We start from the raw sequence: 25750 nt of genomic DNA, 5'->3' as shown, positions 1-25750 counted from the left end.
CCACTCAAATAACTTTAACTTGCAAGACAAAAGCCCGGAAGAGCGCCAAGCGGCGACTTTCCGGGCTTTCTTTTTCAATATAGAAGAACTCAGACTTCCACAGCATTATTCGCGATAACGTTCTGGTACCAGTAGAAGCTGTCCTTCGGCGTGCGAACCAGCGTGTCATAATCCACATGAATGAGGCCGAACCGCATGCTGTAGCCATAGGCCCACTCGAAATTGTCCATCAGCGACCAGGCAAAATATCCCTTCACCGGGATGCCGTTCTCCAGGCAGCGCTTCAGTGTCAGCAGATGCTTATGGAGATAGGCGATCCGCTTCTGGTCGGCAACGGCGCCGTGCTGCGGTCCGTCATTGTAGCAGGCTCCGTTCTCCGTAATGTAGATCGGAATATCTCCGTATCTTTCGTTGATGTAGCTCAGAACGTTGAAGAAGCCTTCCGGATAGATCGGCCAGCCGATATCGGTACGCTCATACCCCATGTCCACCGGCTGGCACCGCGTAATACCGGCATTCTCCGAATATTGGGCCACCGAGCCGTTATAGTAGTTCAGGCCAAGCACGTCGATTTTCTCGGAAATTATGGCCATATCGCCTTCCTGAATCGGAACCTCGGCCCCTCTCTCACGGAACCATTCCGTCAGAGAGGACGGATATTCCCCTTTGAACACCGGGTCCATGAACCACTCGATGAACCAGCCGTTCTCGCGTCTGCAGGCGTCGATGTCCTCCTGGCTGCGGGTGTACGGCTCCATCCAGGTTGCATTGGGCGCGAATCCGATCTCCCCGTCCATGCCGAGCTCCCGGAATTTACGGACCGCCTGGCCGTGAGCCAGCATCAGATGATGCGCAACCGTGACCGCAGTCTGCAAATCTTTGTTGCCCGGCGCGTGCTCACCGTGATAGTTCGACAGGAAAGACGCACACCACGGCTCATTGACCGTCATCCACCGTTTGATTTTGTCCCCATAGCGGCGGAACATCGTTTCGGCATAAGCGGTAAAGGCATCGATCGTGGCTCTGTTCTCCCAGCCGCCTTCATCCTGAAGCGCCTGCGGAAGATCCCAGTGGTACAGGGTGCACATCGGCTCGATTCCATTCTCCAGCAGGGCGTCGATAAAAGCATCGTAGAACTCCAGGCCCTTGGTGTTAACCTCGCCGCGTCCTTGCGGATAAATCCGGGGCCAGGCGATGGAGAACCGGTAAGACTTGAGGCCAAGCTCTTTCATCAGCGCGATATCGTCGCGGAAGCGGTGATAGCTGTCACAAGCGGTATCCCCGTTATCCATGTTCAGCACTTTCCCGGGAACGCGGCAGAACGTATCCCAAATAGACAACCCTCTGCCATCTTCCTGATAAGCGCCTTCAATTTGATAGGAAGCGGTCGCCGCCCCCCAGATAAAATCCTTTGGAAAGAGCATACTGCTCATATGTTAGTTCCTCCTGTTTCTGTTAGCATAACAAAACTCAAATCTATCTTACCTGTTTATGCACCCGTTGAGAATAGGATATCCCATTTTTTTTGAAACTGTATTGCAAAATGCCGCGTACTGAACCACAAGAAAAAAGAAGCCCCTTCCGCACAACCGCAATCCGGCTTGGAATGCAGGCGGTGTGGAAAAGACTATCTTGTTCGCCGCTGTGAAATTAGTGGGCATGTACTCCCGGAAGCTCGGTCTCGGCCAGGGAGTCATCCAGCTCCGATCCGGTTCCGGAACGCTGCGCCCGCTTCGTCTCGGGACAGCTCCGGCCGTGAGCCTGAAGCAGCTGAGAGACCGGCATCACGATCATCTTCGGAACGAGCGCATCGCTGCGCACTTTCAGCCGCGCTCCCCCGGCAGGGTGGATGATGCTGAGCAGAATGCGAAGGTAAAATTTCGTCAACCGTGCGAAAATGCCGTCAGGCAGATCCCTGATCGTAAAGCCGAACTTCTCCGGCCCCCGGTTGATCATGCTGACGCCGTACAGCGCCTTGGCACTTGCGAGCGATTCGTCGCTCGATATGATCCGCGCGAGATGCGGCATTTCGGCCTCCATCCGCCGGATCATGCGGATCGCTAGTTGAGCCGTCGATCTGGACTGTACCCCCAGCTCAAACAGCTGACGGTTATCGATATGCAGCTCGATGACCGGATCACCTTTGGTCAGAGTGACGTTTCCGTCCAGCGGAACGGGCTGCCCTTGGTACTCCCGCAGACGGAAGTGGAGCCAAGGATGCTCAGGTGTTACGGTCTTCAGACGGAACAGGAAGTGAAAGCAACTCTCCCAGAGAAGCCAGAGCCCTACAAGCAGCCGCTTGCGAAGCGGCAGACGGTTCATCGGCAGCGCTTCAACGGCCTTGATCATATCGTCGATCCGGATGCTCTTCAGGCCGCGCTTCTGCGCCTCGATCAGCGTCCGCTCCAGGGCGGCCAGCATATGTTCCGGCGCTTCGGGATCGGCACCAGGCGTTGTGCCGCAGTCATGCAGGAGCATCACCTCGCCGGGGTTAAGACGGGCCAGCATTTTCTCAGCCAGCCGGTCTGTTCCGAGCTTCTCGCGCCAGTCGCCGAACATGGCGGACCAGAGCACGATTTTGACCTGACGGCGTTTGGAGAAGTCGAAGAGGTTGACGATTCCCCACGGCGGACGGTAGTAAGTGCTCCGCTCGCCGGTAACGCTGTAAATAATGTCGTTCGTGCGCTGAATTTGCTTCTGGACCGTACCGGGGCGCATGACCCAATTGCTCCGGTGAACGTAATTATGAATGCCGATCAGATGCCCTTCCTCGTGAATCCGGCGGATCAGCTCCGGATTGGACTCCGCATGGGAGCCGACGACAAAAAAGGTGGCTTTGGCATCGTATTTCTTCAATAAATCCAAAAGCCGGGGGGTGTATTGCGGATCAGGTCCGTCATCGAAGGTAAGGGCGAAATCCGGTACCCCATTGCCTTTCCGAAAGACGCGATAGCCGAAGAGTCGGCTTATTATTCCGGGTATGAAGGCATAGAAGGATGAGATGTAAAACAGCCAGAGCAGCAAAGTCTCCATTTTTCTTCCCCGCTTTTCTCCAGATTGATCTTGGGATACGTTTCTCTCCACCAAAAAACGTTACCCCCTATTTTACCACAGCCGTTAAAGAAAAAGACGTTTTTTTGCTAAAATCGTGTACAATGAAAAACGGGTCTGTAACAATTTCCATTTCAGCCGTAAAGGAGTCGTTGAACCATGCTGCCTTTGTACAAAAAATACTGGCGCACCTTTTTCGATATCGGTTTGCTCGTGCTGACCGTCTACCTGGTGATGCTGATCTTCAGCAAGCTGTACCAGCTCGCCGCTCCGGTGTTTCTGTCCTTCTTCGTGTTTATGCTGATCGAGCCTCTGGCCCGGTTCCTGAACCGCCGGGGTCTCGGCAAACCGTTCGCCTCCGCCATCTCCGTCCTGCTGTTTCTGGTGCTGCTTCTCGGCTCGCTCTTCGGCGCCGGACTTCTGATCGCGGCCCAGGTCGTTCATTTCTCCGATAATCTTCATCACTATACATATGTGGTTCAACAGCATTTTATGGAGACGACCACATGGCTTCAGCAGAAAATTGCCAATCTGCCGCCCGATCTGACCGAGAAGCTGAACGGCTACTTCAAAAATGCCACCAATTTGCTGGCAAGCTGGCTCAGTATATTCTTCCAATATATGATCGGCGTCGTCGGCTCGTTCTCCTCGTTCATGGCCAATTTCGGCGTCGCCATCATTCTCGCCTTCTTCCTCAGCATGGAGATCAAGGACTGGCGGAAGATTGCCCATGACAAAATGCCGAAGACGCTGAAGACGGCGTATCATTTTCTGCAAGGGCATGTCTTTAAGGCCATCGGCTCCTACCTCAAGGCGCAGCTGATTCTGATCACGATCACCTTCGCCATCGTGCTGATCGGGCTGTTCATCCTGGGCACAGGGAATGAACTTACAATGGCGCTGATCTGCGCCGTGTTTGACGTCCTCCCGCTGCTTGGGGTATCGACGATCCTGATCCCGTGGATCATTTATTTGTTCTTCGTGGGAAGCACCTCGCTTGCCATCGGACTGACCGTGCTGCTGGCCGTCGTGCTGATTGTCAGACAGCTGCTGGAGCCGAAGATTACGGGGAATTCCATCGGAGTCTCCTCCGCATTCCTGATGCTGAGCTTCGTCATCCTGTCGACCTCGGCCTTCGGCGTCGCAGGCTTGATTCTGTCACCGATCCTGCTGATCCTGCTGAAGGAGCTGCTTCAGCAGGGCTATCTCCAGCGCTGGATTTCTCTCCCGCAGGAGGAGTTCATCGTCTCTCCGTTCGCTTTTGAAGAAAGGAACGGCAATGTGGAATCCGCAGAGGCCGGTGAACCATCCGGTTCGTCAGTCTCAGACGGCGGTGCTGCCGATCCGGAGAAGCGGAATACACCGGGAACCGATTGATTCCTGAACTAACGGCGGCGGGCACGGGCAGGGGCATGCGAAGTGCTCCGGTCGAATCGTCTTAGTATCACCGGTGGAATTAAGGCTTGGACGCAGCAGAGCAGTTTCACCGTTGAGACCTGTCGTTAGGATGCCCCCCATCAAAAAGGCTGAACCGCAATCGCGGTTCAGCCTTTTATCGTATCGGACGTATTACTCAAACCTCCACTCTGTTCCGTCTGCGCCAGCAGGTCCATCACTTCGCCGAATAGCTTGACGGCAGCATGCGGGCTGCCGGGCGCTCTGTTCTGGACCAGCACGGCCGCCGTATAGCGCGGCTGCTCGTACGGTCCGTACCCGACAAACCACTGGTTGTTGCGCGGCACGCCCTTGACCTGGGTTTGCGCCGTGCCCGATTTGCCGGCAAGGTCCCAGTTCGCGCCGCGAAGCTTCCGGCCCGTACCGTCCGTAACGACGGTACGCATCCACTGCAGCAGCAGCGATGCGGTCCCCGGTGAAATGCGGCCGGCCGGCGAAGGGGCCGCATGGGGCGGCAGAACGGCCAGATTCTGGCCGTTCGCAAAATCGACGCGCCGCAGGATGCGCGGTGCGGGCGGTTCGCCGCCCCGGAGCAGGGCGGCGACCAGATTCGCCGCCTGCAGCGGAGTGACGGCGGCATCGCGCTGGCCGATCGCGGTCTGCACGCGGGCGCCGGGGTCGTTCGCGTGGGACGGCGCGAACACCGTCCCCGCCTGCTCGGCCGCAAGCGGCGCGAGCATCGGCAGGCCGAGTGTGTCCGCCTGCCGCCAGCCGACCGGCCGGCCGAGGCCGAGCGCCGACGCGGCCGCTTCGAGCTGCGCGTCGGTCAGTCGCTCCGCCAGCGCGGCGAACACTGCGTTGCAGGACTGTGCGAAGCCCTGCTCCAGGGTGATACTGCCGTGCCCTCCTTCCTTCGGGCAGCTCAGCCCATAGCGGCCGTATTCCCCGCTGCAGTGAAATACCTCGCCGGGAGAGGTGACTCCGGCTTCCAGCGCTGCGGCTGCGGTCACAAGCTTGAAGATCGACCCCGGAACGGCGGCCTGCAGCGCCCGGTTATTCCATTCCCCGCCTTCGGGGGATATATCCTCCGGATTATACAGAGGGAGCGATACCATGGACGCGATATCGCCTGTCTGTGCATCGAGTACAACGACGGAGCCTTCCTTGATCCCGTCTTGGCTCGCCAGCTTCTCGATGCCTTCCTGGAGCCTGCGGTCGATCGTCGTATAGAAGGACAGCGGGTAGTATGGATTGCGCGGTGTCCGGACCGTAAGCCCGCTTTCCGGCAGCCGCTTTCCCTCGGCATCCACCCTGGCGACGACTTCTGTATGCCCGATGCCGCGAAGCAGCGGCTCCAGCGTCTTCTCCAGCCCAGCCGTCCCTTCCATCGGACGGCGCAGATCGCTTCGAATTGGAGGCGATCCGTCATGGCCCTTTGCCGCCTTCCCGCTGGCGACGGACTCCGACAAATATCCGATCCACTGCCGCCCGTTCATCTCGCCGCCGTATCTGCGCGAATACGGCAGAACGACAACCTCGCCGGCGCCGAGCTTGCTGATCTCGTCCGCCTGCTGGAAGGTCAGCGCCAGCGGCTCCTCCCCCGTAGGCGCAGGCCATGCGTACGGCTGGCGCACTTCACACAGAGCCTTCTTCAGCCGCTCCGCATCCGTGCCGAGCAGCGCCGCCAGACGGCGCAGCATAGCCGCATCCGGCTCATGTTCAGCCTTGACAGATGCGCGAGGTCCAGCCGCCGCTTCCGGGGGAAGCAGCACAGCCGTCCAGATCGTCTCGCCCGCCAGCGGAAACCCGCTACGGTCTAGCAAACGGCCTCTTCCGGTGTCCAGCACGATTTCCCGCTCGCTCTGCACCTCGGCCATCTTGGCCAGTGTATAATCCCCACCCGGTACGGGTCTGCCGCTCATCACGCCTTGAATCCAGATCAAACGTAGCGCCAGCAGGCCAAGAAGCGCAGTCAGAAACACGAGTCCCCATTTCATCCGCCGATGAGCCGTCAACCGATTCACCCCCTGTTTTTTCCTTATTATTCCTCCCATTTATCTTCTTATCCACTATGTCGTTCATTCACTTGCACATTGACAAACTCCGTTGAATCCAAGTATTGTAAGCTGACTTTTTAAAGAGCGGCCTTCTCCTGGGACAGCCCCTTCATGCTGTGAGAACCGCCGGTCTTTACCATCTCTTTAGGCCGATTAGACCACAATATGCTTTAATATGAAGGAGACCTATACTCAACAACAGAATACCGAAGGGAGACTGTGCCAATGGTGGATTTTGAATGGTACCGGAGCTTTGTCTATATTTTCAAATACAATTCGGTTTCGGAGGCCGCCAGAACACGGATTATGACGCAGCCCGCCATGAGCCAACACCTCGCTTCACTGGAAGCGGAAGTTGGGGAGCCTTTATTTATCCGGACCGCCCGAAAAATGATTCCGACGGAAAGGGGCAAGGAGCTGTATTCCCAGCTGGCACCGCTGATTGAGTCGCTGGAAGAGACCAGTCTAGGCTTTCATTCCGCTTCTCTGCCCACCATCCCCCAAATCCGAATCGGATCAGCAATTGAATACTATACGGAGAGCATCCTGCCGCAGTTGTCCGGCCTTGAAGCCTATACGGTTTCTTCCTTCGGTACTGCCGACCAGCTGCTTCTCCTGTTAAACGAGGATAAAGTGGACCTCATCGTAACTTCACAGAAATCCCAGACGCCCGGGATTGAATACGCGAGCCTTTGTACGGAACAGTTCTATATTGTATCCCCTTACCGTCTCGACCCTCCGCAGCAGATGAACCTTCGCTCCAAGGAACAATGGCTGCTGGCACAAAATTGGATCAGCTATGGGCTGGATCTGCCGATTATTAGAAGACTTTGGAGGGAACATTTCAAAAAGAGACCGGCCATAAAACCGGGCCATGTGATTCCAAATTTGCATCTCATTATGCGTGCGGTCGAAAATGGCTTGGGTCTCAGCCTTATTCCGGATTATATGATCCGCAATTCGATGAACAAGGATCAGGCAAAGATTGTATTGGAGGAGCTGAACGTACATAACCAGATTTTTATCGCCTATAAGTCGAAAAATAAGCATCTGCCGGCCATCCGTAATATAACGGCGAAATTGCTGGGTACAGCAGTCGATAAGATATAAATATTTTTATAATTAACTAGAAAAAACATAATTTGTTTTATAGGTTGAAGTGACCTAGAATAGCCGTGGGAATAAAATTTCAGGAGGTTGAAGAAACCATGGCGAAAAAAGTTTTGATGGTTGTAACAAACCACTCGGAGATCAATAAAGATAGACAGACCGGAATTTGGCTGTCCGAATTTGCCGAAGCCTATATCGAATTTACGAAGAAAGGCTACGAAGTTACAGTCGCAAGTCCGTTAGGAGGAAAAAGCCCCGTTGATCCGGGCAGCGTGGATGAAAATACAGCGCAGGAATTGCTCGATGCCCGGCGGTATCTGGAGCAGACGCTGAAACTGGATGAGGTCTCCTACGAGAAATTCGACGCGATCTTCCTGCCGGGCGGACATGGCACGATGTATGATCTGCCCGCCAGCGTCAAGCTGCAAGAGCTCTTGAAGGATTTCTATGAAGCAGGCAAAATTGTCGCGGCGGTATGCCATGGCCCTGCAGGCTTGGTTGGAGCTACACTGTCCAATGGACAGCCGCTCGTTGCCGGTAAACGGGTGAGTGCTTTTACTGACCGGGAAGAAGCAGAGACAGGTCTCAACTCACTGCTGCCATTCCTGCTGGAATCCAAAATCCGCGAACTGGGCGCTATTTATGTAGCTGCTCCAAATTGGTCGAGCCATTATGAGACAGACGGCAACCTGATCACCGGACAAAATCCACAGTCGACATTGGCTGTAGCCCAGGCTGTCATTGAGAAGCTGGGCTGAGCTCAGGACAACTTGAAGGAAATCATTTCGTATTAGCCGGCGGTAGTCTCAGACTTTCATCGCGGGCCAAGCGTAACATAGCAAAAAGAACGCCCCCGAGTACAGAATCATCTGCTGCCCGGGGCGTTCTTATTTTGAATGTGCGATACGGCTCTTGGCGCTTATCTTCTATAATTCCAGAAACTCCCGCAGTACGCGGTCACCCAGCCGAGGCAAATATTCATGTCCATACTCCGGATAGACCAGCAGTTCCTTCTCCGAAACGATCTTGTTGTAAACAGCAAACTGGGTCGAAGGCGGGCAGATGGTGTCTGTCAGTCCCGAGACGAAGATCACTTTGGCTTTGATCCGGTCGGCAAGATTCTGGATATCGATCAGTCCCAGACGCTCAAAGAACGCTTCCTCCCGCTGATGATTGAAATCAATGTTCCGGAAGTAATAATACAGTTCCTCATAGGCGGAGGAGGTCACATTCAGCTCGTAGGCCCGCTTGTAGTCTGCCAGAAACGGGTAGACGATAACGGCCAGAGAAATGCGCGGCTCAAGCGCTGCGCACACCGTTGCCAGCGCTCCTCCCTGTGAACATCCGTACACGCCGACACGGGTCTCGTCCACTTCCTCCATGGACATCAGAATCCGTGCAGACTGCGCCGTGTCCAGGAACATATTGCGGTAATAGAGCTTGTCCGGGTTGGGGTCATCTACACCGCGAATGATATGTCCCCGGACGGTGGTGCCCAGCACCTGCAAATTATCCTCGGACAAGCCGCCCTGCCCCCGGCAATCCAGCGCGATTACGCTGATTCCATGGGCGGCGTAGCCCACCTTGTCGCTCCAGTCCCCACTGTCGCCGGTGTAACCGTGAAACATCGCCATCCCCGGCCCTTGTCCATTCCGGTTCTTAGGTCTCACGTATTTACAGTGGATGCGAGCGCCGCCTACACCGGTAAAATACAGATGATAGCATTCTGCCAGCGGGCTCGTGAAGTCCGCTGGAATCAATTCGTAATTGAGTGAAGCCTCGTCCAGTTCCTGAAGCGCCCGCTCCCAATAGATGTCGAAGCCTTCCGGTCTCGGGCTGCTTCCTGTATATGTCTTTAGTTGCTCAAGCGGCATGTCGCTGCCCATAGCTCTATCTCCTTATTAAAGGGCGGCCCAAATATGGGCCGCCCTTGTTCTTGTGCATATGAGATTGCTTAGATACGGCCGATTGTGGCATCGTCGCCTACTTCTTCATGAGTGTCGATGATATAGTTGACGATATCCTGTACAGTTGTGTAAGCAACACCTACATAAGTATCGGCTGCACCGTAGTAAATGGCGATGCGGCCCGTTTCGGCATCATTCAGCGTCGCGCAAGGGAATACGACGTTCGAAACGAAGCCGCGCTCTTCGTACCACTCCTCCGGAGTCAGTACAAAGTTGCGGGAACGGTACTTCACCTTGGACGGCTCGTCGCGGTCCAGGATTACGCCGCCCATGCTGTATACAAGACCGTTACAAGTTCCGGTTACACCATGGTAGAACATCAGCCAGCCTTCGCTTGTTTCGATTGGAGCAGGGCCGCCGCCGATCTTGACGTTCTGCCACCAGCCTTCTCCGCCTTTGGTCATGACATGACGGTGTTTGCCCCAGTATACGAAGTCAGGGCTTTCACTCAGGAACACGTCGCCAAAAGGAGTGTGGCCGCTGTCGCTTGGACGGGACAGCATTACGAAATTGCCGTTGATCTTTTTCGGGAACAGCACGCCATTACGGTTGAACGGCAGGAACGGGTTTTCCAGAATCGTAAAGGTCTTGAAGTCCTGCGTTTTGGCTACGCCGATTGCTGCGCCGTAGAAATCGGTACACCAGATGATATAGAATGTATCTTCAACCTTGACCAGACGCGGATCATATGCATATCTCGGCTGGTAAGGCTTGCCTTCTTCGTCAATGAACACGATTGGTTCGTCGTCAATCTTCCAGTCCAGTCCGTCCTCGCTGTATCCCATACGCAGGTGCGGGCGGGTGGTGTCGGTTTCGGTGCGGAATGCGCCGATAAATTTGCCTTCATAAGCAATTACTGCGCTGTTAAAAATACGAGCTACGTCTTTGGCCGGGTTTCTCTTGATAACCGGATTGTCGCTATGACGCCAAAGCGGCTTAGTGTGCCCTTCAGGTCTTGCCTGCCAAGGCATGTTCGGGATGCTCTCGCCAATAATCTTGACTTCTCTCATTGTAAGTATTCCTCCAACCTATTCCTATTTTTATAATCTATTTTACAGAGCCTTGCGCAAAACCGTTATAAATGTACTTCTGAAGCGAAATAAAGACAACGAGTGTAGGAATGATTGCAATCATAATCCCCGCACAAATGACTTCCCACTGAGAACCGTAAGGTCCCTTGAACTTGAACAGCGCAGTTGACATAACCTGCAGGCTGCTCTTGGGCATGTACAGGAACGGAACATAGAAATCGTTGTAAATATTTACGCCCTTAACGATGACAACTGTTGCAATCGCCGGCTTCAGCAGCGGCAGAATAATCCGCCAGTAAATCGTCCAGTACGAAGCGCCGTCCAGCATGGCGGATTCGTCCAGGGATTCCGATATGGAATCAAGGAACTGCATGAAAATGTACACAGCGATAATATCTGTTCCCAAATAAAGAATAATAGGAGCCAGACGTGTATTAAACAGTCCCAGCGAGTTGATAATCTGGAACGTTGCAACCTGGGTCGTTACGCCGGGAATCAGCGTAGCAAGCAGAAACAAACCGATCAGCAGCTTGCTTCCTTTAAATTTGAAGCGGGCCAGAATGTAGGCCATCATAGAGCCGGTAAGCGTTGCGCCGGCAACGGAAATGACCACAATAATCACGGTGTTCAAGAAGCCGAGAAGCATTTTGCCGTCTACGAACGCCTTGACATAGTTGGAGAAATTCAGCCAATCGGTAGGCGGTGAAAGCGGACTTGAGGATGCATATTCCGCCCCTGTCTTCAGTGAAGCGAAGAATACGACGACAATCGGAATCAATGCTACTAATGCGCCCAGGAGCAGTGTTGCGTATTTGAACACGCTGGCGGTACGGTATCTTAATGAATGCATGCCTTAATCACCCTCCTTGACGAGTACGCGCTGCAGCAAGGTAACCAGAATAACGATCAACAGCAGGACAACAGACATCGCCGAGGCAAGTCCGACTTTGCTGTATTTAAAGGCTACGTCGACGGTCTGGATAACGAAGGTGCCGCTTCCGTTGGAACCGCCTGTCATGATATAAGGAATATCGAATACGCCGATCGCTCCGCTGACCGCAAGGATCAGGTTAAGCTGCAGGATGCGCTTGATGCTCGGCAGAATGATATGCATGAACTGATGCCAGCGGTTGGCACCATCAATATCCGCCGCTTCATAAACATCCTTTGGAATAGACGAAATGGAACCTAAGAAAATAATAAAGTTCATCCCCATATATCTCCATACGGATGCGCCAGCAAGCGATATGTTGATGATATTGGGATTCAGAAGCCATTTTTGCTGAAGGGAGCTAAGTCCCAGAAATTGAAGAAGCGTGTCCAGCGTTCCGTCCGGTTTGAAGAAGAACAGAAAGATGAACCCGATGGCTACGCCATTCAGAAGCGTCGGAAAGAACAAAATACCCTTGAAGGCATTCTTGCCGAAGACGTTGAAGCTGAGAATGGTTGAAAAGTACAGCGCAAGCGCCATTTGCACAAAGGTAGCGAAGAAATAATACAAGCTGACTTTAAATACGGAAAAATAGTCGGGATTCGTAAATATCGTCTTGTAGTTGTCGAAACCGACATATGTCATATGCTTGCTGAAACCGTCCCAGCTCGTGAAGCTATATTTAAACATGTTAATTACCGGCAAATAGGAAAAGGTCAGAAGCAGAAGTACCGGTACCAGAGAGAAGGCGAAGATAATGACGATCCGCTGTGTTCTGTAACTCAAGCTGGATAAGCCAAATCTAGTGCGCGCTTTCTGTCCCTGATTGTTGTACCCCAGTTTGGATGAACCGACCATTTTGCACCTCCTGTTTCGTGTTCCATCAAGTTTGCTTGAAGAGAATAAGCGGGGAAGCCAAGGTGCTCCCCCGCTTCTTATATTATTTGGACGAAGTTACCGTCGCACGGGCTTTAGTCCACTTGTCGTTCAGATCCTTCATAATATCGTCATAGGATTCCTTACGGTTTCCGATAGCTGCTTCGATAATCCGCTTCTTGAAGTCAGGCTGCCAGAGACCAATCTCAGCCTGCTTGTCGATGGCGTCAACCCATCCTTCTTCGCCTTCTTTGGCAGGAGTAAGGGGCTTGAATGTTACGTCAGTACCTTGGTACTGCTTCAGAATTTCCGGAAGCTCAGCGCCGATAACCGGGCTCATGCCGCCGCCTTCAGTTGTCGGATAGCCGGATTCGTTGATGAACCAGTCTACCCATGCACGGGCTGCTTCCTTGTTCTTGCTGTGAATGCTGACACCGACAAGGTAGTCATCGGACAGCGGAACGATAATCTTGGATGCGTTGGTCGGGAACGGCATAAAGCCTACATCATCAGGGTTGGAAGCCACTCCCTTGATCTGGCCGATAGCCCAGGATCCCAATGGCATTGTTGCGATCTTGCCATTTGCAAGATCTGCTTTGGAGGATTCCCAGTCGGTTGTTGTAGGGTCCTCTTCGATCAGACCGTTCTTCGCAGCGTCGTACAGAACTTTGTACAGATCGTAGTGAGGTTGATCTTTAACAAAGTTGTTGTCCGAAGCGACCTGGGTAATGTTCACATAATCAGGATCGCCGGCTACTGTAGTGAGATCGGACTCCCATTGGTTGAGCGTCCAGCCTGCGGCATAGTTCGTATAAAGAGGAATCGCTTTCGTCTTGTCCTTGATTGCTTGAAGTGCCTTCATAAATTCGTCAATGGTCTTCGGAACGGTCGTAATACCCGCATCGGCGAACACCTTCTTATTGTAAATAATACCGTTGAAGTTAACTGTAACCGGAATACCGTATGCCTTACCCTTAACTGCACGTTCTTCCAGACCGGAATACTGTTTGGACATTTCGCTCAAGTCGCCCATCGGCTCGAAGAAATCCGGAAGCTGGGCAATTGGAACGCTGGTTGGGACCAGCAGTACGTCGCCATAATCGCTCGTATTCATACGGATCTTGATTTGATCCTCGTAGTTGGCCAGCGCTTCGAAGCTGACTTTTACATTGGGATATTTTTCGTTGAATTTAGCCGCATAATCCTTGAATACGGTATCAACAATATCCGTTCTTTGCGTAATGACCGTGATGTTGCCTTTGATGTCACTCGGGCTTGTCGTCCCGGATGCGGACGCACTCGCCGCTGGTGCGCTGGATGCTTCGCTCTCCGTGTTGTTGTTGTTCGATGAGCAGCCGCTAAACAGGCCGGCCATCAGCGTCAGTCCCATGAAACCTGTGACCCACTTCTTGTTCACAATCAATGTCCCCCTCAAATCGATTTTAATCATACTAACAAAACGGATAGAATGCAATAACTTCTTCGCTAATTTTTCCATAAAAAAATGTTGAAATAGCGAAAATTATCACCTGAATCCGTTTACAGGTCTAATGTTAAAGCCTTTTCACAGCTAAAACGATGGTTTGAGTTGATTTTTCTGGTCTTGTATTTGTTATATTTGTTTTTCACTTTTTCGCGCTACAGCAATAACATAACCAATGAATGTCGAAACTATCCGATTTATTTCGGAAATGAAAACTTTGTTTTACTTGGAGGTTTTCCCCTCTGTGCCTCCGGTCGCGCGAAGCCCCGATTTATAATCCTTGGGGGTGACGCCGCACATTTTTTTGAACAACTTGTTAAAGTACACAGGGTCGTTGTAGCCGACTTTCTCGGCAATCTCGTAGTTCTTCAGGTCCGGATGCTCTCTTAGCAAGAGCTTGGCTCTGCCGATCCGGATACTGATTAAATAATCGGTGATCGTCTGTCCTGTCTTATATTTGAAGAGCCTGCTGAGATAGCTTGCGTTCATCCCGACCGTCTCGGCCAGGCGTTCCAATTCGAAGTTATGCATGTACTCTCGTTCCAGGAAGCTCTTGGCCTGTTCAATCACATAGTGCTCCCCGCCCTCGCTCTGGGGCTGTTGATCGGACGCCTCTTCGTCTTCACGGGCCTCTCTCTTCCGTTTGTCTGCTTCAACCCTCTTCAACAGCTCAAAGAGCTGGGCCTTGTCGATCGGCTTGAGCAAATAATCGAGCACACCGTGCTTGATCGCCCGACGGGCGTATTCGAACTCACTGAAGCCGCTCAGAACCGCGATATTAATGTTTCTATTATGCTCCCGTACCTTTTCAATTAATCTCAGCCCGTCCATCATTGGCATTTTGATATCCGTAATAAGCAGATCGACGTCCTTGGACGCCATTCCGACAAGATGTTCCCAGGCTTCCTCTCCGTTCCCGTATGAACCGATTACTTTAACTTCCATATCCATTCTTGAGGTGATCTTCTCGAGTCCTCTGCGGATAACCTCTTCGTCGTCAGCTATCATAATATTGATCACAGGTAATCCCTCCGTTCTCTCGCATCTCCGAAAAATGATTGCGCTATCAATAATTATATCTGGATTCGATATCTCAAAAACAGGCTGTCGTTGTATTTTATAGTCTTCCCTTTACCCACTAATGTATTTGCGTATAAAAATATCCCGTAATTCACAAATTGGTTCTTGTAATATGAACGGAAAAAGTTATAATCAAGGTGTATTGTTATCATATACTAACATAATAATAATAACAATATAACAAAAACCTATCGTAATTCACGAACTGCATTTTCTACAACCACGAGAAAAGCGAGGTTTTGTGATGAGAATCAACCAAGAGTATTTTGCCGGAGTCACCTGGGGCGCCATGGGCAGGCGTGGAACCTGGGCGACTTCTCGTGCGGAAAGGTCGATGGAGCTGATGGCGGCCCTAACCGGCGCCAACTGGACGGCAATCGCTTTCGCGGCGCTTCAGGCCAAGCCCCAATCTACAGTCATTCCCTTTCGCGACGAACCGACGATTACGGACGATGAACTGAGATGGGCAATTGCCAAAGCCCGTTCGCTGAACCTGAAGGTGTGCCTGAAGCCGATCGTCAACTGCGCTGATGGCACCTGGCGAGCCCACATCAACTTTTTCGACAAAGACGTGCCCTGCGAGCCGAAGTGGAGTGAATGGTTCTCCTCCTACACGGCCTATATCCTTCATTATGCCGCCATTGCCGAGGAGACCGGCTGCGATTTGCTGTGTATCGGCTGTGAGACGGTTCAGGCTGACCGGCGTGAGAGTGAATGGCGATCCCTGATCGCCGAAGTCCGCAAGGTATACTCCGGGCCGATCACCTACAACTGCGACAAATATCAGGAGGATAATGTCACCTGGTGGGATGCCGTTGATCTGATCTCTTCCAGCGGGTATTACCCGGAGCATGACTGGGCGAAGCAGCTGGACCGGATTGAAAGAGTTGCCAAGTCGTTCGGCAAACCGTTCTTCTTCATGGAAGCCGGCTGTCCAAGCCGAAAAGGCAGCGCTGCCATTCCCAATGACTGGAACTTGCAGGGTGAACCGGACGAGCTGGAGCAGGCCCGATATTACCGGGCTATGTTCGCTGCATGCGAGGAGCGGCCTTGGGTTCAGGGCTTTATGCTCTGGGATTGGCCGGCCCGCCTGTATGAACAGGAAGAGGCTGGCAGCAATGACGACTACTGCATGTATGGCAAGACATCCGAGAGCATCGTCCGAGATTACTACACCTCCAAAGTAGTTAAATCTTCAATTTGAAAGGAAGCGAAGAATTACCATGAGCCTGTCTCCTGATGTATGGCTGTCCGAGCTCGAATCCGAGTTGAAGAACAATATTCTCGGATTCTGGATGAAGCACACACTTGATGAGGAATACGGCGGCTTCGTCGGTGAAATCGACAGCAGCATGAAGGTCACACCTTCCGCCGCGAAGAGCCTGGTTCTGAATGCCCGCATTCTGTGGACTTTCGCCAGCGCTTACCGCATGTACGGCGAACCGCAGTATTTGAGCACCGCCGAGCGGGCTTACCATTACCTGCGCGATCATTTTGCCGACCGGGAATTCGGAGGCATGTACTGGATGGTGGACGCCCAAGGGCAGCCATCCGAGACCAAGAAGCAAATTTACGGTATCGCTTTCGTCATCTATGCCTTATCCGAATATCACCGGGCTGCGAACGTCCCCGAAGCTCTGGACTATGCAATCGAGCTGTTCCGGGTTATCGAGAAATACGGATACGATCCCGTGAACAAGGGTTATATTGAAGCGCTGTCCCGCGAGTGGGAAATGACGGATAACCTGACCCTCAGCGCCAAGGATATGAACGAGAAGAAATCGATGAATACGCATCTTCATATTCTGGAAGCCTATACCGGTCTGTACCGTGTATGGAAATCCGAAGAGCTGCGAGTCAAGCTGTCCGAGCTGATTGTCACCATGCTCGACCATATTATCGACAGCAAAGACGAACATTTCCTGCTCTTCCTCGATGATGAGTGGAACGTGAAATCCGATCATATCTCCTATGGCCACGATATAGAAGGAAGCTGGCTGCTATTTGAAGCCGCCGAGGTACTCGGCGACGAAGGCCTGCTGCCTCGTGTCAAATCCGTGGCGCTGTCCATGGCGCAAGCCGTGCTGGCAGAAGGCATCGACACCGATGGAGGCATCTTCAATGAAGCAGGCCCGCACGGGCTTCTTGACCGCAACAAAGACTGGTGGCCGCAGGCAGAAGCTGTAGTCGGTTTCTATAACGCCTATCAATTAAATGGAGACAAGAGCTTCCTCGAAGCCGCCGAGAATTCATGGTCATTCATCCGCCAATACATTGTCGATCCTGAGTTCGGCGAGTGGTTCTGGGGCGTTGACGGAGAACTCCAGCCGCTGCGCCAGGAGCCTAAGGTAGGCGCATGGAAATGCCCTTACCACAACAGCAGAGCCTGCTTCGAGATGATTGAGCGGCTGAAGCATGATCAAGCGTAGTTCCGCTAAAGCAATCCATATTTCACTAAATAAAAGGAGAGATATTGAATGAGTGTTTTTGAACAACGCAAGCAACAGCTTACCGAGCATTATGAGTCCCTGATCTCCCGCAAGAATGAAAAGCTGCCGATCAGCAACGGAGTCTACAACCGCTACCGTTATCCTCTGCTTACTGCCGAGCACGCGCCGCTGGTTTGGCGTTATGACTTCAACCCGGCGACCAACCCCTTTTTCGAAGAGCGGCTTGGCGTGAACGGCGTGTTCAATCCGGGCGCTATCGAGTTGAACGGCAAGTTCTACCTCGTTGCACGCGTTGAAGGCGTTGACCGCAAATCGTTCTTCGCTGTCGCCGAGAGCGATAACGGTGTTGACGGCTTCCGCTTCTGGGATAAGCCGGTTGTGCTGCCGGAGACGGAAGAGCCTGACACCAACGTCTACGATATGCGTGTTGTAAGCCATGAAGACGGATGGATTTACGGTCTGTTCTGCACCGAGCGCAAAGATCCGGACGCTGCACCGGGAGACCTCTCCAGCGCAGTTGCCCAATGCGGAATTGCCCGTACCAAGGACCTGGTGACATGGGAACGCCTCGCCGATCTGAAGACAGCCTCTGCCCAGCAGCGCAACGTGGTGCTTCATCCCGAATTCGTAGACGGCAAATATGCATTCTATACCCGTCCGCAGGACGGATTCATCGATACCGGTTCCGGCGGCGGCATCGGCTGGGGATTGTCCGATACGATCGAGAACGCGGTAATCACGAAGGAAATCATCATTGACGAGCGTCATTACCATACAATCAAAGAAGTGAAGAATGGTCAGGGTCCCGCTCCAATCAAGACTTCCAAGGGCTGGCTGCATATCGCGCACGGCGTGCGCAATACAGCTGCAGGACTTCGTTACGTTCTGTACTCCTTCCTGTCCGATCTCGAAGAGCCATGGAAAGTAACCCACAGACCGGGTGGACATTTCATTGCTCCGGAAGGCGAAGAACGTGTCGGCGACGTCTCCAACGTTGTCTTCAGCAACGGCATTATCGCTCGTGATAATGGAGAAATTTATATCTATTACGCTTCCTCCGATACACGCGTGCATGTGGCTACAACGACTGTCGAGCAGATGCTGGACTATGTGATCAACACACCGGAAGATGCTTTCCGCTCTTATGCGAGCGTTCAGCAGCGTCTGGAACTGATCGAGCGCAATTTGAGTCTGTAAGCCCCGCTATTTTTTCAAAGCCAGACTATGCAGGGATGAAAATGCCCTATGCAATTCTCATTTTTCTGTTCAATCTGGATTCCGGTTCGCCGGAGTCCAGATTTTTTTATACACAAAAACCCCCAGTCAGTCTGAGGGTCCAGGACAGCCTTTATGTGAATCCAGATAACAAAGACAGGTGATATACGAAATTTTACACAAGAAATATCGGGTGACTCATCAAATCCGAAGCCTTCCGGGCCGCATCCATCTGCTCAAAGGCTGATGAACTTAAGGAGAGACGGGAGCAGCCGGAAAAGCCTCCCCTGTCGATTCCCGGTGGACAATGTCCGCAGTGATCAAAATTTTCTCCAGCGGAGCCACCGGCACCTTCGCCCGGGTCAGCAGCCTTGCTACCGCCGTTCGGCCCATCGCCTCCTTGGGCACATTGACTGTTGTAAGCGGCGTTGCGGCCCGGATTGCATCTTCGATATTGTCGAACCCCGTTATCGTAATATCCTTCGGGATGCTCAACCCCTCTTCACGCAAAATGTCGCCTGTCTCCAATGCAATGTGATCATTGGCACACATGATGGCAGTGGGAAGAGTCCCTTCTTTGGATAGTCTCGCGACCCAGCTCTTAACCGTATCCCGAAATACAGTATCCGTATGAAAATCCACATACAGCAGCGGGTCCTGCTCATTCTGCGGAGTGATGTTGTTCTCCTCAAGTGCGCTCCGGAAGCCGATCCATCGGTCCCTGAAGCTGCGGGAGTATTTAATATTGCCCAGGAAATGCAGCGATCTGTGCCCGCTTCCGATCACATGATTCGTTAGCCGGCTCATCGAGTCTACATTATTGGCGAAGACGGTATCCGTCGGAATCAACGGGTCTTCATGGTCGATCAGCACCATCGGCAGGCCCAGGCGGTGGATGGCCAGCAGCTGGGAGGTTGAAATTTGACCGACGCCGATCAAGCCGAGAATCCCCCCCGGATTCAGGATATTGACGACATTGTCCTCCCGGTGTTCGGAGATGATCACCATCCCCAGACCTTCCGCATCCAATGCCACCGCGATCCCATCCACAATTTTCCCCCAATACAGAGAGTCCTGGGTTTGCGACCGTATATTGGGCATCAGCACCAGCACGGCCTGCTTGTCCCGAATAGCCGAGCCGGCGGAGGCTGCCGATTTATTCGGCTGGATATGCCCGTTCTTTTGCGTATAATACCCTAATTGGGAAGCCGCCTGAATAACCCGTTCCCTGGTCTGTTCATTAACTCCATCCTTGCCGGACAGAGCTTTGGATACGACAAACTTGGACACCCCCAAGTAGTCGGCTATTTTCTGCATCGTAACTTTTTTGGCCATTGCTGTTATTCCTCCGATAACATGTTATTTCCACTGCGGCTAGTCCTCAGGGCGTGGCAGAAGCGGTATCTCCGGCTCTTGCTTCCGACCATTTGGCGTTCAGTTCATCAAAAGCCTTCTGTAAATCCGGTGCCGCAATCAATTCCTGAAGATATTCACCTGACCAAAAGGACAGCTTCGCCCGGTTCGCAAGCTCGATAAACCGGTCGTTCTGTACGGTTGCCTCCAGCATTTTCGGCTTATAGGAGAAGAATTCGGCGTACTGCGGCATCCCGGGCTCATCCGGGTTATTCTCGTCATAGAACCCCCACTCTTTCTTATAGGAGGTCTTGTTCACGAAGAAGTCGATCCATGCCATCGCCAATTCCTTATTCTTGCTGTATTTGCTGACCCCGACGAACCAGTCCGGATTAAGCGGGGCGTAGTGTGTCGTTTCGTTATCATAGGGAAACGGGAAGAATCCGATATCCTCGGAACTGGCTCCTGCGTCGATAATTTGCCGGATCGCCCAGTTGCCCAGAAGCGCCATCGCCGCTTCTCCCTTCGCCAGCATCGCTTTTGATATTTCCCAATTGTTGGAGAACAGCTTTTGCTCAACATATCCTTTGGATACTAGCGTACGAGGTATGGAAACCGCCTTCCCCCACGCGTTATTCATTTGCCAGGGTTCGTCCTGGTTCACCATGTTATTAAGGTAATCCGGATCTCCGGTCATGTAATTGATAAGGTTGTTTCCCCACTCCCGCAATGGCCACACAGCTCCATAATTCATATACAGCGGAATGATGCCTGCATTCTTAAGCTTGGCGCAAGCCTCGTAGAACTCGTCCAGCGTCTGCGGCACTTTGTCAACGCCTGCTTCTTTGAATGCCTTCTTGTTGTAGATGATACCCTCCGTGATATTGCCGGTTACCATTCCGTACTTATGTCCGCCATAGGATACAAAGCTCTGGAAGCTCTCTCCGGCGGTCAACGAGGAAGGGAGCGGCTCGAAGAAATCCTCCAATTCATAATAGGGAAGGTTAACCGGCAGAAGCAGCACATCTCCCGCATCCCGGGTGGACAGACGCACCAGAATATCTGTGGCATAATCCGACAGTCCTTCAATTTGAACATCGGCTTCAGGATACAACTGCTTGAATTGTTTCACATAGCCGTCCATCGTTCCGTTCTCGATAAGATCGACCCGGTTGGTCAACATAACGATGGTTCCGCTGAGCTCCGGCTGGACCTTTCCTTCTCCGGCCGCCGAGGGTACAGGCTCGTTCACCTGCCCCCTGCAGCCGCTCAGCGCCAGCACCAGGAGGAGTGGAATGATCAAGGTTCGTCTTTTGAAATGCATTCGTTTCAACTAACTGCCTCCCTTTTTAGCTTGGCCTCGGCGCTCTCATTATCTGCGGGCAGAGGCAGGGTAAGCCGGACCTCAGTCCCTTCACCCGGTATACTGTAGACCTCCAGCCCGGAGCCTGCCCCGTAATGCATCCGGATTCGCTGATTCACATTCTTGAGCCCGATTCCACCTTCAATTCCTTTATCTGGCGGCTCTTCATTCCGCAATCCCTCATTCAGCTTGTTCAGCGTCTCCTGGTTCATGCCGCAGCCGTCATCCGTAATATGGAATACAAGATGCTCGTCCGTGGCTTCGCAGACAATCCCCAGATTCATGAAGGGTTTGCTGTCATCAAAGCCATGATAGGCAGCGTTCTCGATAATCGGCTGGAAGACAAGCCGGATAATCTCGTAATGATCATACTTGTGAGGAAGATCGATATGAAGACGGAACCGGCCGGAATAGCGGCAATTCAGCAGCTCCATATAATTGACGACATAAGCAATTTCCTGCTTAAGCGTGCTCTGTCCGTTCATATCGCTCGTACTGTACCGTAATAGCTTGCCAAGAATGGAAATCATATCGGCCGCTTCAATATCATCATTCAATTCCGCCGTCATGCGGATCGTCTCCAGCGTATTGTAGATAAAATGCGGATTGATCTGGCTCTGAAGCGCCTGCAGCTCGGCTTCTTTCTTCTGCTGCTCTATCCGGTAAATATCCCGAATCAGCTGGCCGATCCGCTCCAGCATTCGATTAAATTGGTGTCCAAGCAGACCGATCTCGTCCCGACGCTTAACCTGGAACCGGACCTCCAAATCCCCTCCCTGAACCTTCTTCATCAGCTGGATCATTTGAGTCAACGGTTTGGTCAGTGCGAAGGACAGGAAAATGGAAACCAGGAGCGCCACAACGATGATGGCGAAGGTAGCCGCGAGCGTTGTGTTGCGGGTGACGATGGCTTCACGGGTCAGCTCATGAACCGGTATGGAAATAATCACCTTCCAGTTCGTCTTGGGCGAAGTGGAGTAAATATTCAGCCTGCTCTTGCCCTCTGACTCGTCGTAGAAGCTGCCGCCGCTTCCCTGAGCCTTCCGGAACAACTCGGAGCCGGACACATCCTTGGCGAGAAGCTTCTGCTTGCTGTCATAAATGACATGGCCGCGTTCGTCCACAATCATCGACTGGCCATGAGTTACCTTATCGAGCTCCGTTACCTGATTCTGCAGCATGCTGACGTTGGCCTCAACGGCAATCAGACCGATCGGGTTCCATAGACCATCCACGATTTTGCGGACAACGGTGAATGCGTACCGTGTGCTCTGCAAATTGCTGGTATAAGCCTGGGTGCCGAACAGCAGCGCTTCCCCGTTCGAGTCTTTGACCTGCTTACTCCAGAAGTCATAGCTCTGCTTGAGATCGAGTCTAACGCCGCCATCCTTGGCGGAGTAATAACCATTGCCATAGTTGTCAAAGATATAGACGGAGTTGGCGCCCCGTTTAATATTGTTGATGAACGAGACATTGCCTTCGATCCCGCGCTGGATGGACAGCATTGTATCGAAATCGGAAGGATCGAACGTCATGTTCCCATCCTGCTCTTTCTCTTTCTTCTGCTCATAGAACTGGTTGGACCGAACCAGATTCTGCTTGATTTCATTGACATAGGCAGGCATGGACGAAATCCGCATCATATCGTCAATGTAATCGTCAATCCCATCGATCATCTGATCGGTGAGCTTCTCGGAATAGGTGATCGTATTGTCCTGTATGGAGCCAGAATAGCTCTTGAAGTTGTAGATGCTGATTATGGACAAAGGCAGGGTAATGATGACCAGAAATACGAGCAGCAGCTTGCGCTCCATACTCATATCGGTAAACAGGGCCACCCGGCTTCCGTTGCGTTTCTTCTTCATTGATCCGGCTCCCCCGATGCTTTCCGCGAAAAGTTGCATTTGTTATTAATTTTGCCTAACAAAATTATTATATGATGTTATCGACCATTACACAATGAGAAGAAACAACCCGGCTGTAAATAAAAAGGCCCGCGGAAGGTTACTTTGTACAAAGCAGCCTTCCTGCGGGCCAAAATATGGTTGGACATGTCTTTCTTAAGCTTATACCTTAATCTTATACCTTGAATAGAGACAGCTTCTCTTTCAGCTGCTCGGACACATTCTCCAGCTTCCCGGACAGAGACACCAGCTGATCGCTGACGTTCTGCTGCTCGCTGCTCAGTGAGGCTACCTCTTCCGAAGTAGCGGAGGATTCCTCGGCGACCGCGCTCACATTGCCCATAGCTTCCGACAATACAGTCTGGGAGACCTTAAGACGGTCGATCGACTCGGTTACCGACTGCAGCGTGCTTGTGAAGCTGTCCATCTGCTCGCGTACGGACAGGAAAATCTCCCCTGTGCTCTTAACGGAAGTCACCTGTTCCTCGAACAGCGGTGTAACCTCTGACAGCACGCTTACCGTCTCATTCATCTCGGTCATAATGTTATCTGTGATGCCGGCTACAAGTGCGATGGACTCCCGCGTCTGATCGGCCAGACCGCGGATCTCTCCGGCCACGACCATGAAGCCACGACCCGCTTCTCCAGCCCGCGCAGCCTCAATTGTCGCGTTCAGCGACAGAATATTGGTCTGCTGGGTAATCTTCTTCATAACATCCAGAACCTTCAGGACGGACAATGCCGTCTCCTTCAGATTGTCGACCTTGTTCACAAGCGCCTTGGTCATTTCGCCTGTGCGGCCAGTCTGGTTCATAAGGATGGTAAGCTGGTCCGCACCCTTTGCGCTTGAATCGCTGACGATCTGCGCCGCTGCGTCCATTTCGCGGTTGGCTGCAATAACCGATTCCATCTGCAGCGTAAGCTCTGCGGTCAGATCATTGCCTTTCTCGGCCTCCGTCGCCAGACTTCCGGCGCCTTTCGCAATCTCCTCGGTGGCTGCGGCGATCTCCCTTGCGGCATCCGCCGTTTTACGGGACGCTCCGCCCAGATCACCCGCTGTTGCAAGCACCTCCTGAGCCGATTGGTTCGTCTGCGACACTAGCTCCGTGATCCGCTCCATCATCGTATTGAAGGAGGACGAGAGCTGGCCGATTTCATCCTTGGACACGAATTCCGTGCGTACGGTCAAGTCGCCTTTCGCTCCCTGTCCCATCAGATCCTTCAGGCGGCCGAGCGGCTGAGCGATCATACGCACCATCCATATGCCGAGGATCAAGGCAAGCAGCGCGGCGGCGGCGGCGGCAATATAGGTCGTCGTCAGAATCGGCTTGGCATCCTTGACCAGAGTTCCAGTCGGAATGATGCCGGCCAGCTTCCAGTCAGCCTTGGTCATCGGGGTGAACACGGCCAGAATGTCTTTGCCGTCCGCATCCTTCGTATCCAGACTGTTGTTGTCCGTCTTGGAATTCTTGATAAATTCGAATTTGGACGGCAGACCGTCTTCTTCCGTATTGGAGGATACGACAACCGTACCTTGAGGAGATACAAGCTGAATATGGGAGTTCTCCCCGAGATTGACGCTCTTCAAGGAATCTTCAAGGAAGTCCTTCTTCAGTTCGATCAGGACGAGATATCCGGTCTTGTCGCCCATCATCTTCAGCTTCCGGGCCACAACGATATTGGTGTTCTTCTCGACAGCAACGCTTCCCGGGAACCAGTAGAACTGGGAAGAAGTCTCATCTTTCGAATACCAAGGCTGATAATTCTCAGCGTTGGTCGATATCTGCTTGTACCATTCCTGATCGCGGACGTCCTGGGTGACAATCTTGGAATTGCCCGTTGTAATAAGCGGCAGCTTCGCATTCTCAGGGATAAGCGAGAAGCTGACGATATTGTTGTCCGAAGTGGTCTGGCTGGCAAGCTTCGTATTTATGGCGTTGATCGCTACGAATTGTTCGTAGTATCCGTCCGCTCTTCCGAGCGATGACAACTGGCCCTGCACATCCGGATCAAAATAAAACTGCAGCGCCATTTTCTCATACTGATCCAGTGTAATATCCAGCTTCTCCGCGTTCTGGATAATGGTCTGCTGGTTCGCTTCAGCCACGTTATGCTTGATCGTGCTCTTGGCCTTGGAGTAGGAGAGCAGCCCCAAGAGTAGAACGACGACAACTATGGATGATAGGAAGATCAAGAATAGCTTAACCCCAACCGATTTCACCGGATTAACCCGTTTGATATGCTTAGAGGATTGATTCAGCAAGCGTTTAACCCCGCGAACCGACGTTGCCGGCGAGGCGGTCTGATCACCTGTCGACGCTTCCAAAGCGCCATCCGGAATACTGACTTTCTCTTTCTCCGGATGTTCCTTTCGCTGAAATCTCTTTCTCTCCCGTTTAGGAGCCCCCATTTGAGATCACCTGCCTGATGGATTTGAGTACCTTATGTAAGCGATATCTATTATATCGGCAAAGTGCATGTTTT

General features: G+C 52.5%; 19 protein-coding genes. 6 read left to right on the top strand and 13 right to left on the bottom strand.

Annotated elements, in window-relative coordinates:
- Window positions 1-89: 89 nt before the first annotated feature.
- Window positions 90-1433 (bottom strand): GH1 family beta-glucosidase, encoded by a 1344-nt coding sequence (locus KIH86_RS14930; RefSeq protein ID WP_223085182.1) that lies wholly within the window; start codon window positions 1431-1433, stop codon window positions 90-92.
- A 217-nt stretch (window positions 1434-1650) separates the two neighbouring features.
- Window positions 1651-3033 (bottom strand): polysaccharide deacetylase family protein, encoded by a 1383-nt coding sequence (locus KIH86_RS14925; RefSeq protein WP_223085184.1) that lies wholly within the window; start codon window positions 3031-3033, stop codon window positions 1651-1653.
- A 177-nt stretch (window positions 3034-3210) separates the two neighbouring features.
- On the opposite strand from KIH86_RS14925, the gene KIH86_RS14920 reads away from it, so the two are divergent.
- Window positions 3211-4428, top strand: a complete 1218-nt coding sequence (locus KIH86_RS14920; protein WP_223085185.1) for an AI-2E family transporter — start codon at window positions 3211-3213, stop codon at window positions 4426-4428.
- Window positions 4429-4595: 167 nt separating this feature from the next.
- Here the strand turns inward: KIH86_RS14920 and KIH86_RS14915 are convergent, their stop codons facing one another.
- A complete protein-coding gene (locus tag KIH86_RS14915) occupies window positions 4596-6461 on the bottom strand; it encodes a peptidoglycan D,D-transpeptidase FtsI family protein (RefSeq protein WP_262416520.1) in 1866 nt (621 codons plus the stop codon).
- Window positions 6462-6728: 267 nt separating this feature from the next.
- Here KIH86_RS14915 and KIH86_RS14910 point away from each other — a divergent pair, with 267 nt between their 5' ends.
- Both KIH86_RS14910 and KIH86_RS14905 read left to right on the top strand, forming a co-directional pair.
- Window positions 6729-7613: a LysR family transcriptional regulator gene (locus KIH86_RS14910; RefSeq protein ID WP_223085188.1), complete on the top strand. Its 885-nt coding sequence runs from the start codon at window positions 6729-6731 to the stop codon at window positions 7611-7613.
- A gap of 98 nt (window positions 7614-7711) precedes the next feature.
- Window positions 7712-8371: a type 1 glutamine amidotransferase domain-containing protein gene (locus KIH86_RS14905; protein WP_223085195.1), complete on the top strand. Its 660-nt coding sequence runs from the start codon at window positions 7712-7714 to the stop codon at window positions 8369-8371.
- Between the two features lie 168 nt (window positions 8372-8539).
- On the opposite strand, the gene KIH86_RS14900 is transcribed toward KIH86_RS14905, so the two are convergent.
- From KIH86_RS14900 to KIH86_RS14875, 6 genes are all read right to left on the bottom strand, one after another.
- Window positions 8540-9499, bottom strand: coding sequence for an acetylxylan esterase (locus tag KIH86_RS14900; protein WP_223085196.1), 960 nt, complete (start codon window positions 9497-9499; stop codon window positions 8540-8542).
- A 68-nt stretch (window positions 9500-9567) separates the two neighbouring features.
- Entirely contained in the window at window positions 9568-10590 is a 1023-nt protein-coding gene (locus KIH86_RS14895) for a glycoside hydrolase family 130 protein (protein WP_223085202.1), read from the bottom strand.
- Between the two features lie 37 nt (window positions 10591-10627).
- On the bottom strand, window positions 10628-11461 hold the full coding sequence (locus tag KIH86_RS14890) for a carbohydrate ABC transporter permease (protein WP_223085204.1): 834 nt from the start codon (window positions 11459-11461) through the stop codon (window positions 10628-10630).
- 3 nt (window positions 11462-11464) lie between these two features.
- Window positions 11465-12400, bottom strand: coding sequence for a carbohydrate ABC transporter permease (locus KIH86_RS14885; RefSeq protein ID WP_223085205.1), 936 nt, complete (start codon window positions 12398-12400; stop codon window positions 11465-11467).
- 82 nt (window positions 12401-12482) lie between these two features.
- Entirely contained in the window at window positions 12483-13868 is a 1386-nt protein-coding gene (locus KIH86_RS14880) for an ABC transporter substrate-binding protein (protein WP_407672281.1), read from the bottom strand.
- Between the two features lie 255 nt (window positions 13869-14123).
- Complete coding sequence (locus KIH86_RS14875) at window positions 14124-14921, bottom strand: response regulator transcription factor (protein WP_223085207.1); 798 nt, start codon at window positions 14919-14921, stop codon at window positions 14124-14126.
- 304 nt (window positions 14922-15225) lie between these two features.
- Here KIH86_RS14875 and KIH86_RS14870 point away from each other — a divergent pair, with 304 nt between their 5' ends.
- From KIH86_RS14870 to KIH86_RS14860, 3 genes are read left to right on the top strand one after another with little or no spacing between them, the layout of a single operon-like run.
- Complete coding sequence (locus KIH86_RS14870) at window positions 15226-16185, top strand: glycoside hydrolase family 113 (RefSeq protein ID WP_223085209.1); 960 nt, start codon at window positions 15226-15228, stop codon at window positions 16183-16185.
- 19 nt (window positions 16186-16204) lie between these two features.
- Complete coding sequence (locus tag KIH86_RS14865) at window positions 16205-17410, top strand: AGE family epimerase/isomerase (RefSeq protein WP_223085211.1); 1206 nt, start codon at window positions 16205-16207, stop codon at window positions 17408-17410.
- Between the two features lie 48 nt (window positions 17411-17458).
- Window positions 17459-18628 (top strand): glycoside hydrolase family 130 protein, encoded by a 1170-nt coding sequence (locus tag KIH86_RS14860; RefSeq protein WP_223085213.1) that lies wholly within the window; start codon window positions 17459-17461, stop codon window positions 18626-18628.
- A gap of 270 nt (window positions 18629-18898) precedes the next feature.
- On the opposite strand, the gene KIH86_RS14855 is transcribed toward KIH86_RS14860, so the two are convergent.
- The 4 genes from KIH86_RS14855 to KIH86_RS14840 form a co-directional block, all read right to left on the bottom strand.
- Window positions 18899-19981, bottom strand: coding sequence for a LacI family DNA-binding transcriptional regulator (locus tag KIH86_RS14855; protein WP_223085216.1), 1083 nt, complete (start codon window positions 19979-19981; stop codon window positions 18899-18901).
- Between the two features lie 46 nt (window positions 19982-20027).
- Window positions 20028-21323 carry an ABC transporter substrate-binding protein gene (locus KIH86_RS14850; RefSeq protein ID WP_223086053.1) on the bottom strand — a complete coding sequence of 432 codons (1296 nt, stop codon included), beginning with the start codon at window positions 21321-21323 and terminating at the stop codon, window positions 20028-20030.
- 5 nt (window positions 21324-21328) lie between these two features.
- Window positions 21329-23227 carry a cache domain-containing sensor histidine kinase gene (locus KIH86_RS14845; protein ID WP_223085222.1) on the bottom strand — a complete coding sequence of 633 codons (1899 nt, stop codon included), beginning with the start codon at window positions 23225-23227 and terminating at the stop codon, window positions 21329-21331.
- 214 nt (window positions 23228-23441) lie between these two features.
- A complete protein-coding gene (locus KIH86_RS14840; protein WP_223085223.1) occupies window positions 23442-25676 on the bottom strand; it encodes a methyl-accepting chemotaxis protein in 2235 nt (744 codons plus the stop codon).
- Window positions 25677-25750 lie beyond the last annotated feature (74 nt).

Origin of the sequence: Paenibacillus sinensis (assembly GCF_019904155.1) — a bacterium.
Taxonomy (GTDB): Bacteria; Bacillota; Bacilli; order Paenibacillales; family Paenibacillaceae; genus Paenibacillus_AQ; species Paenibacillus_AQ sinensis.
This window is presented reverse-complemented; position numbering and strand designations above follow the sequence as displayed.

What these genes read in the sequence shown, in the direction of transcription:
- KIH86_RS14920 (WP_223085185.1), top strand. Translation starts at nt 3,211, where the DNA reads ATGCTGCCTTTGTACAAAAAATACTGGCGCACCTTTTTCGATATCGGT.
- KIH86_RS14885 (WP_223085205.1), bottom strand. Translation starts at nt 12,400, where the DNA reads ATGGTCGGTTCATCCAAACTGGGGTACAACAATCAGGGACAGAAAGCG.
- KIH86_RS14865 (WP_223085211.1), top strand. Translation starts at nt 16,205, where the DNA reads ATGAGCCTGTCTCCTGATGTATGGCTGTCCGAGCTCGAATCCGAGTTG.
- KIH86_RS14870 (WP_223085209.1), top strand. Translation starts at nt 15,226, where the DNA reads ATGAGAATCAACCAAGAGTATTTTGCCGGAGTCACCTGGGGCGCCATG.
- KIH86_RS14895 (WP_223085202.1), bottom strand. Translation starts at nt 10,590, where the DNA reads ATGAGAGAAGTCAAGATTATTGGCGAGAGCATCCCGAACATGCCTTGG.
- KIH86_RS14905 (WP_223085195.1), top strand. Translation starts at nt 7,712, where the DNA reads ATGGCGAAAAAAGTTTTGATGGTTGTAACAAACCACTCGGAGATCAAT.
- KIH86_RS14880 (WP_407672281.1), bottom strand. Translation starts at nt 13,868, where the DNA reads ATGATTAAAATCGATTTGAGGGGGACATTGATTGTGAACAAGAAGTGG.
- KIH86_RS14930 (WP_223085182.1), bottom strand. Translation starts at nt 1,433, where the DNA reads ATGAGCAGTATGCTCTTTCCAAAGGATTTTATCTGGGGGGCGGCGACC.
- KIH86_RS14860 (WP_223085213.1), top strand. Translation starts at nt 17,459, where the DNA reads ATGAGTGTTTTTGAACAACGCAAGCAACAGCTTACCGAGCATTATGAG.
- KIH86_RS14840 (WP_223085223.1), bottom strand. Translation starts at nt 25,676, where the DNA reads ATGGGGGCTCCTAAACGGGAGAGAAAGAGATTTCAGCGAAAGGAACAT.
- KIH86_RS14850 (WP_223086053.1), bottom strand. Translation starts at nt 21,323, where the DNA reads ATGCATTTCAAAAGACGAACCTTGATCATTCCACTCCTCCTGGTGCTG.
- KIH86_RS14910 (WP_223085188.1), top strand. Translation starts at nt 6,729, where the DNA reads ATGGTGGATTTTGAATGGTACCGGAGCTTTGTCTATATTTTCAAATAC.
- KIH86_RS14925 (WP_223085184.1), bottom strand. Translation starts at nt 3,033, where the DNA reads ATGGAGACTTTGCTGCTCTGGCTGTTTTACATCTCATCCTTCTATGCC.
- KIH86_RS14890 (WP_223085204.1), bottom strand. Translation starts at nt 11,461, where the DNA reads ATGCATTCATTAAGATACCGTACCGCCAGCGTGTTCAAATACGCAACA.
- KIH86_RS14900 (WP_223085196.1), bottom strand. Translation starts at nt 9,499, where the DNA reads ATGGGCAGCGACATGCCGCTTGAGCAACTAAAGACATATACAGGAAGC.
- KIH86_RS14845 (WP_223085222.1), bottom strand. Translation starts at nt 23,227, where the DNA reads ATGAAGAAGAAACGCAACGGAAGCCGGGTGGCCCTGTTTACCGATATG.
- KIH86_RS14855 (WP_223085216.1), bottom strand. Translation starts at nt 19,981, where the DNA reads ATGGCCAAAAAAGTTACGATGCAGAAAATAGCCGACTACTTGGGGGTG.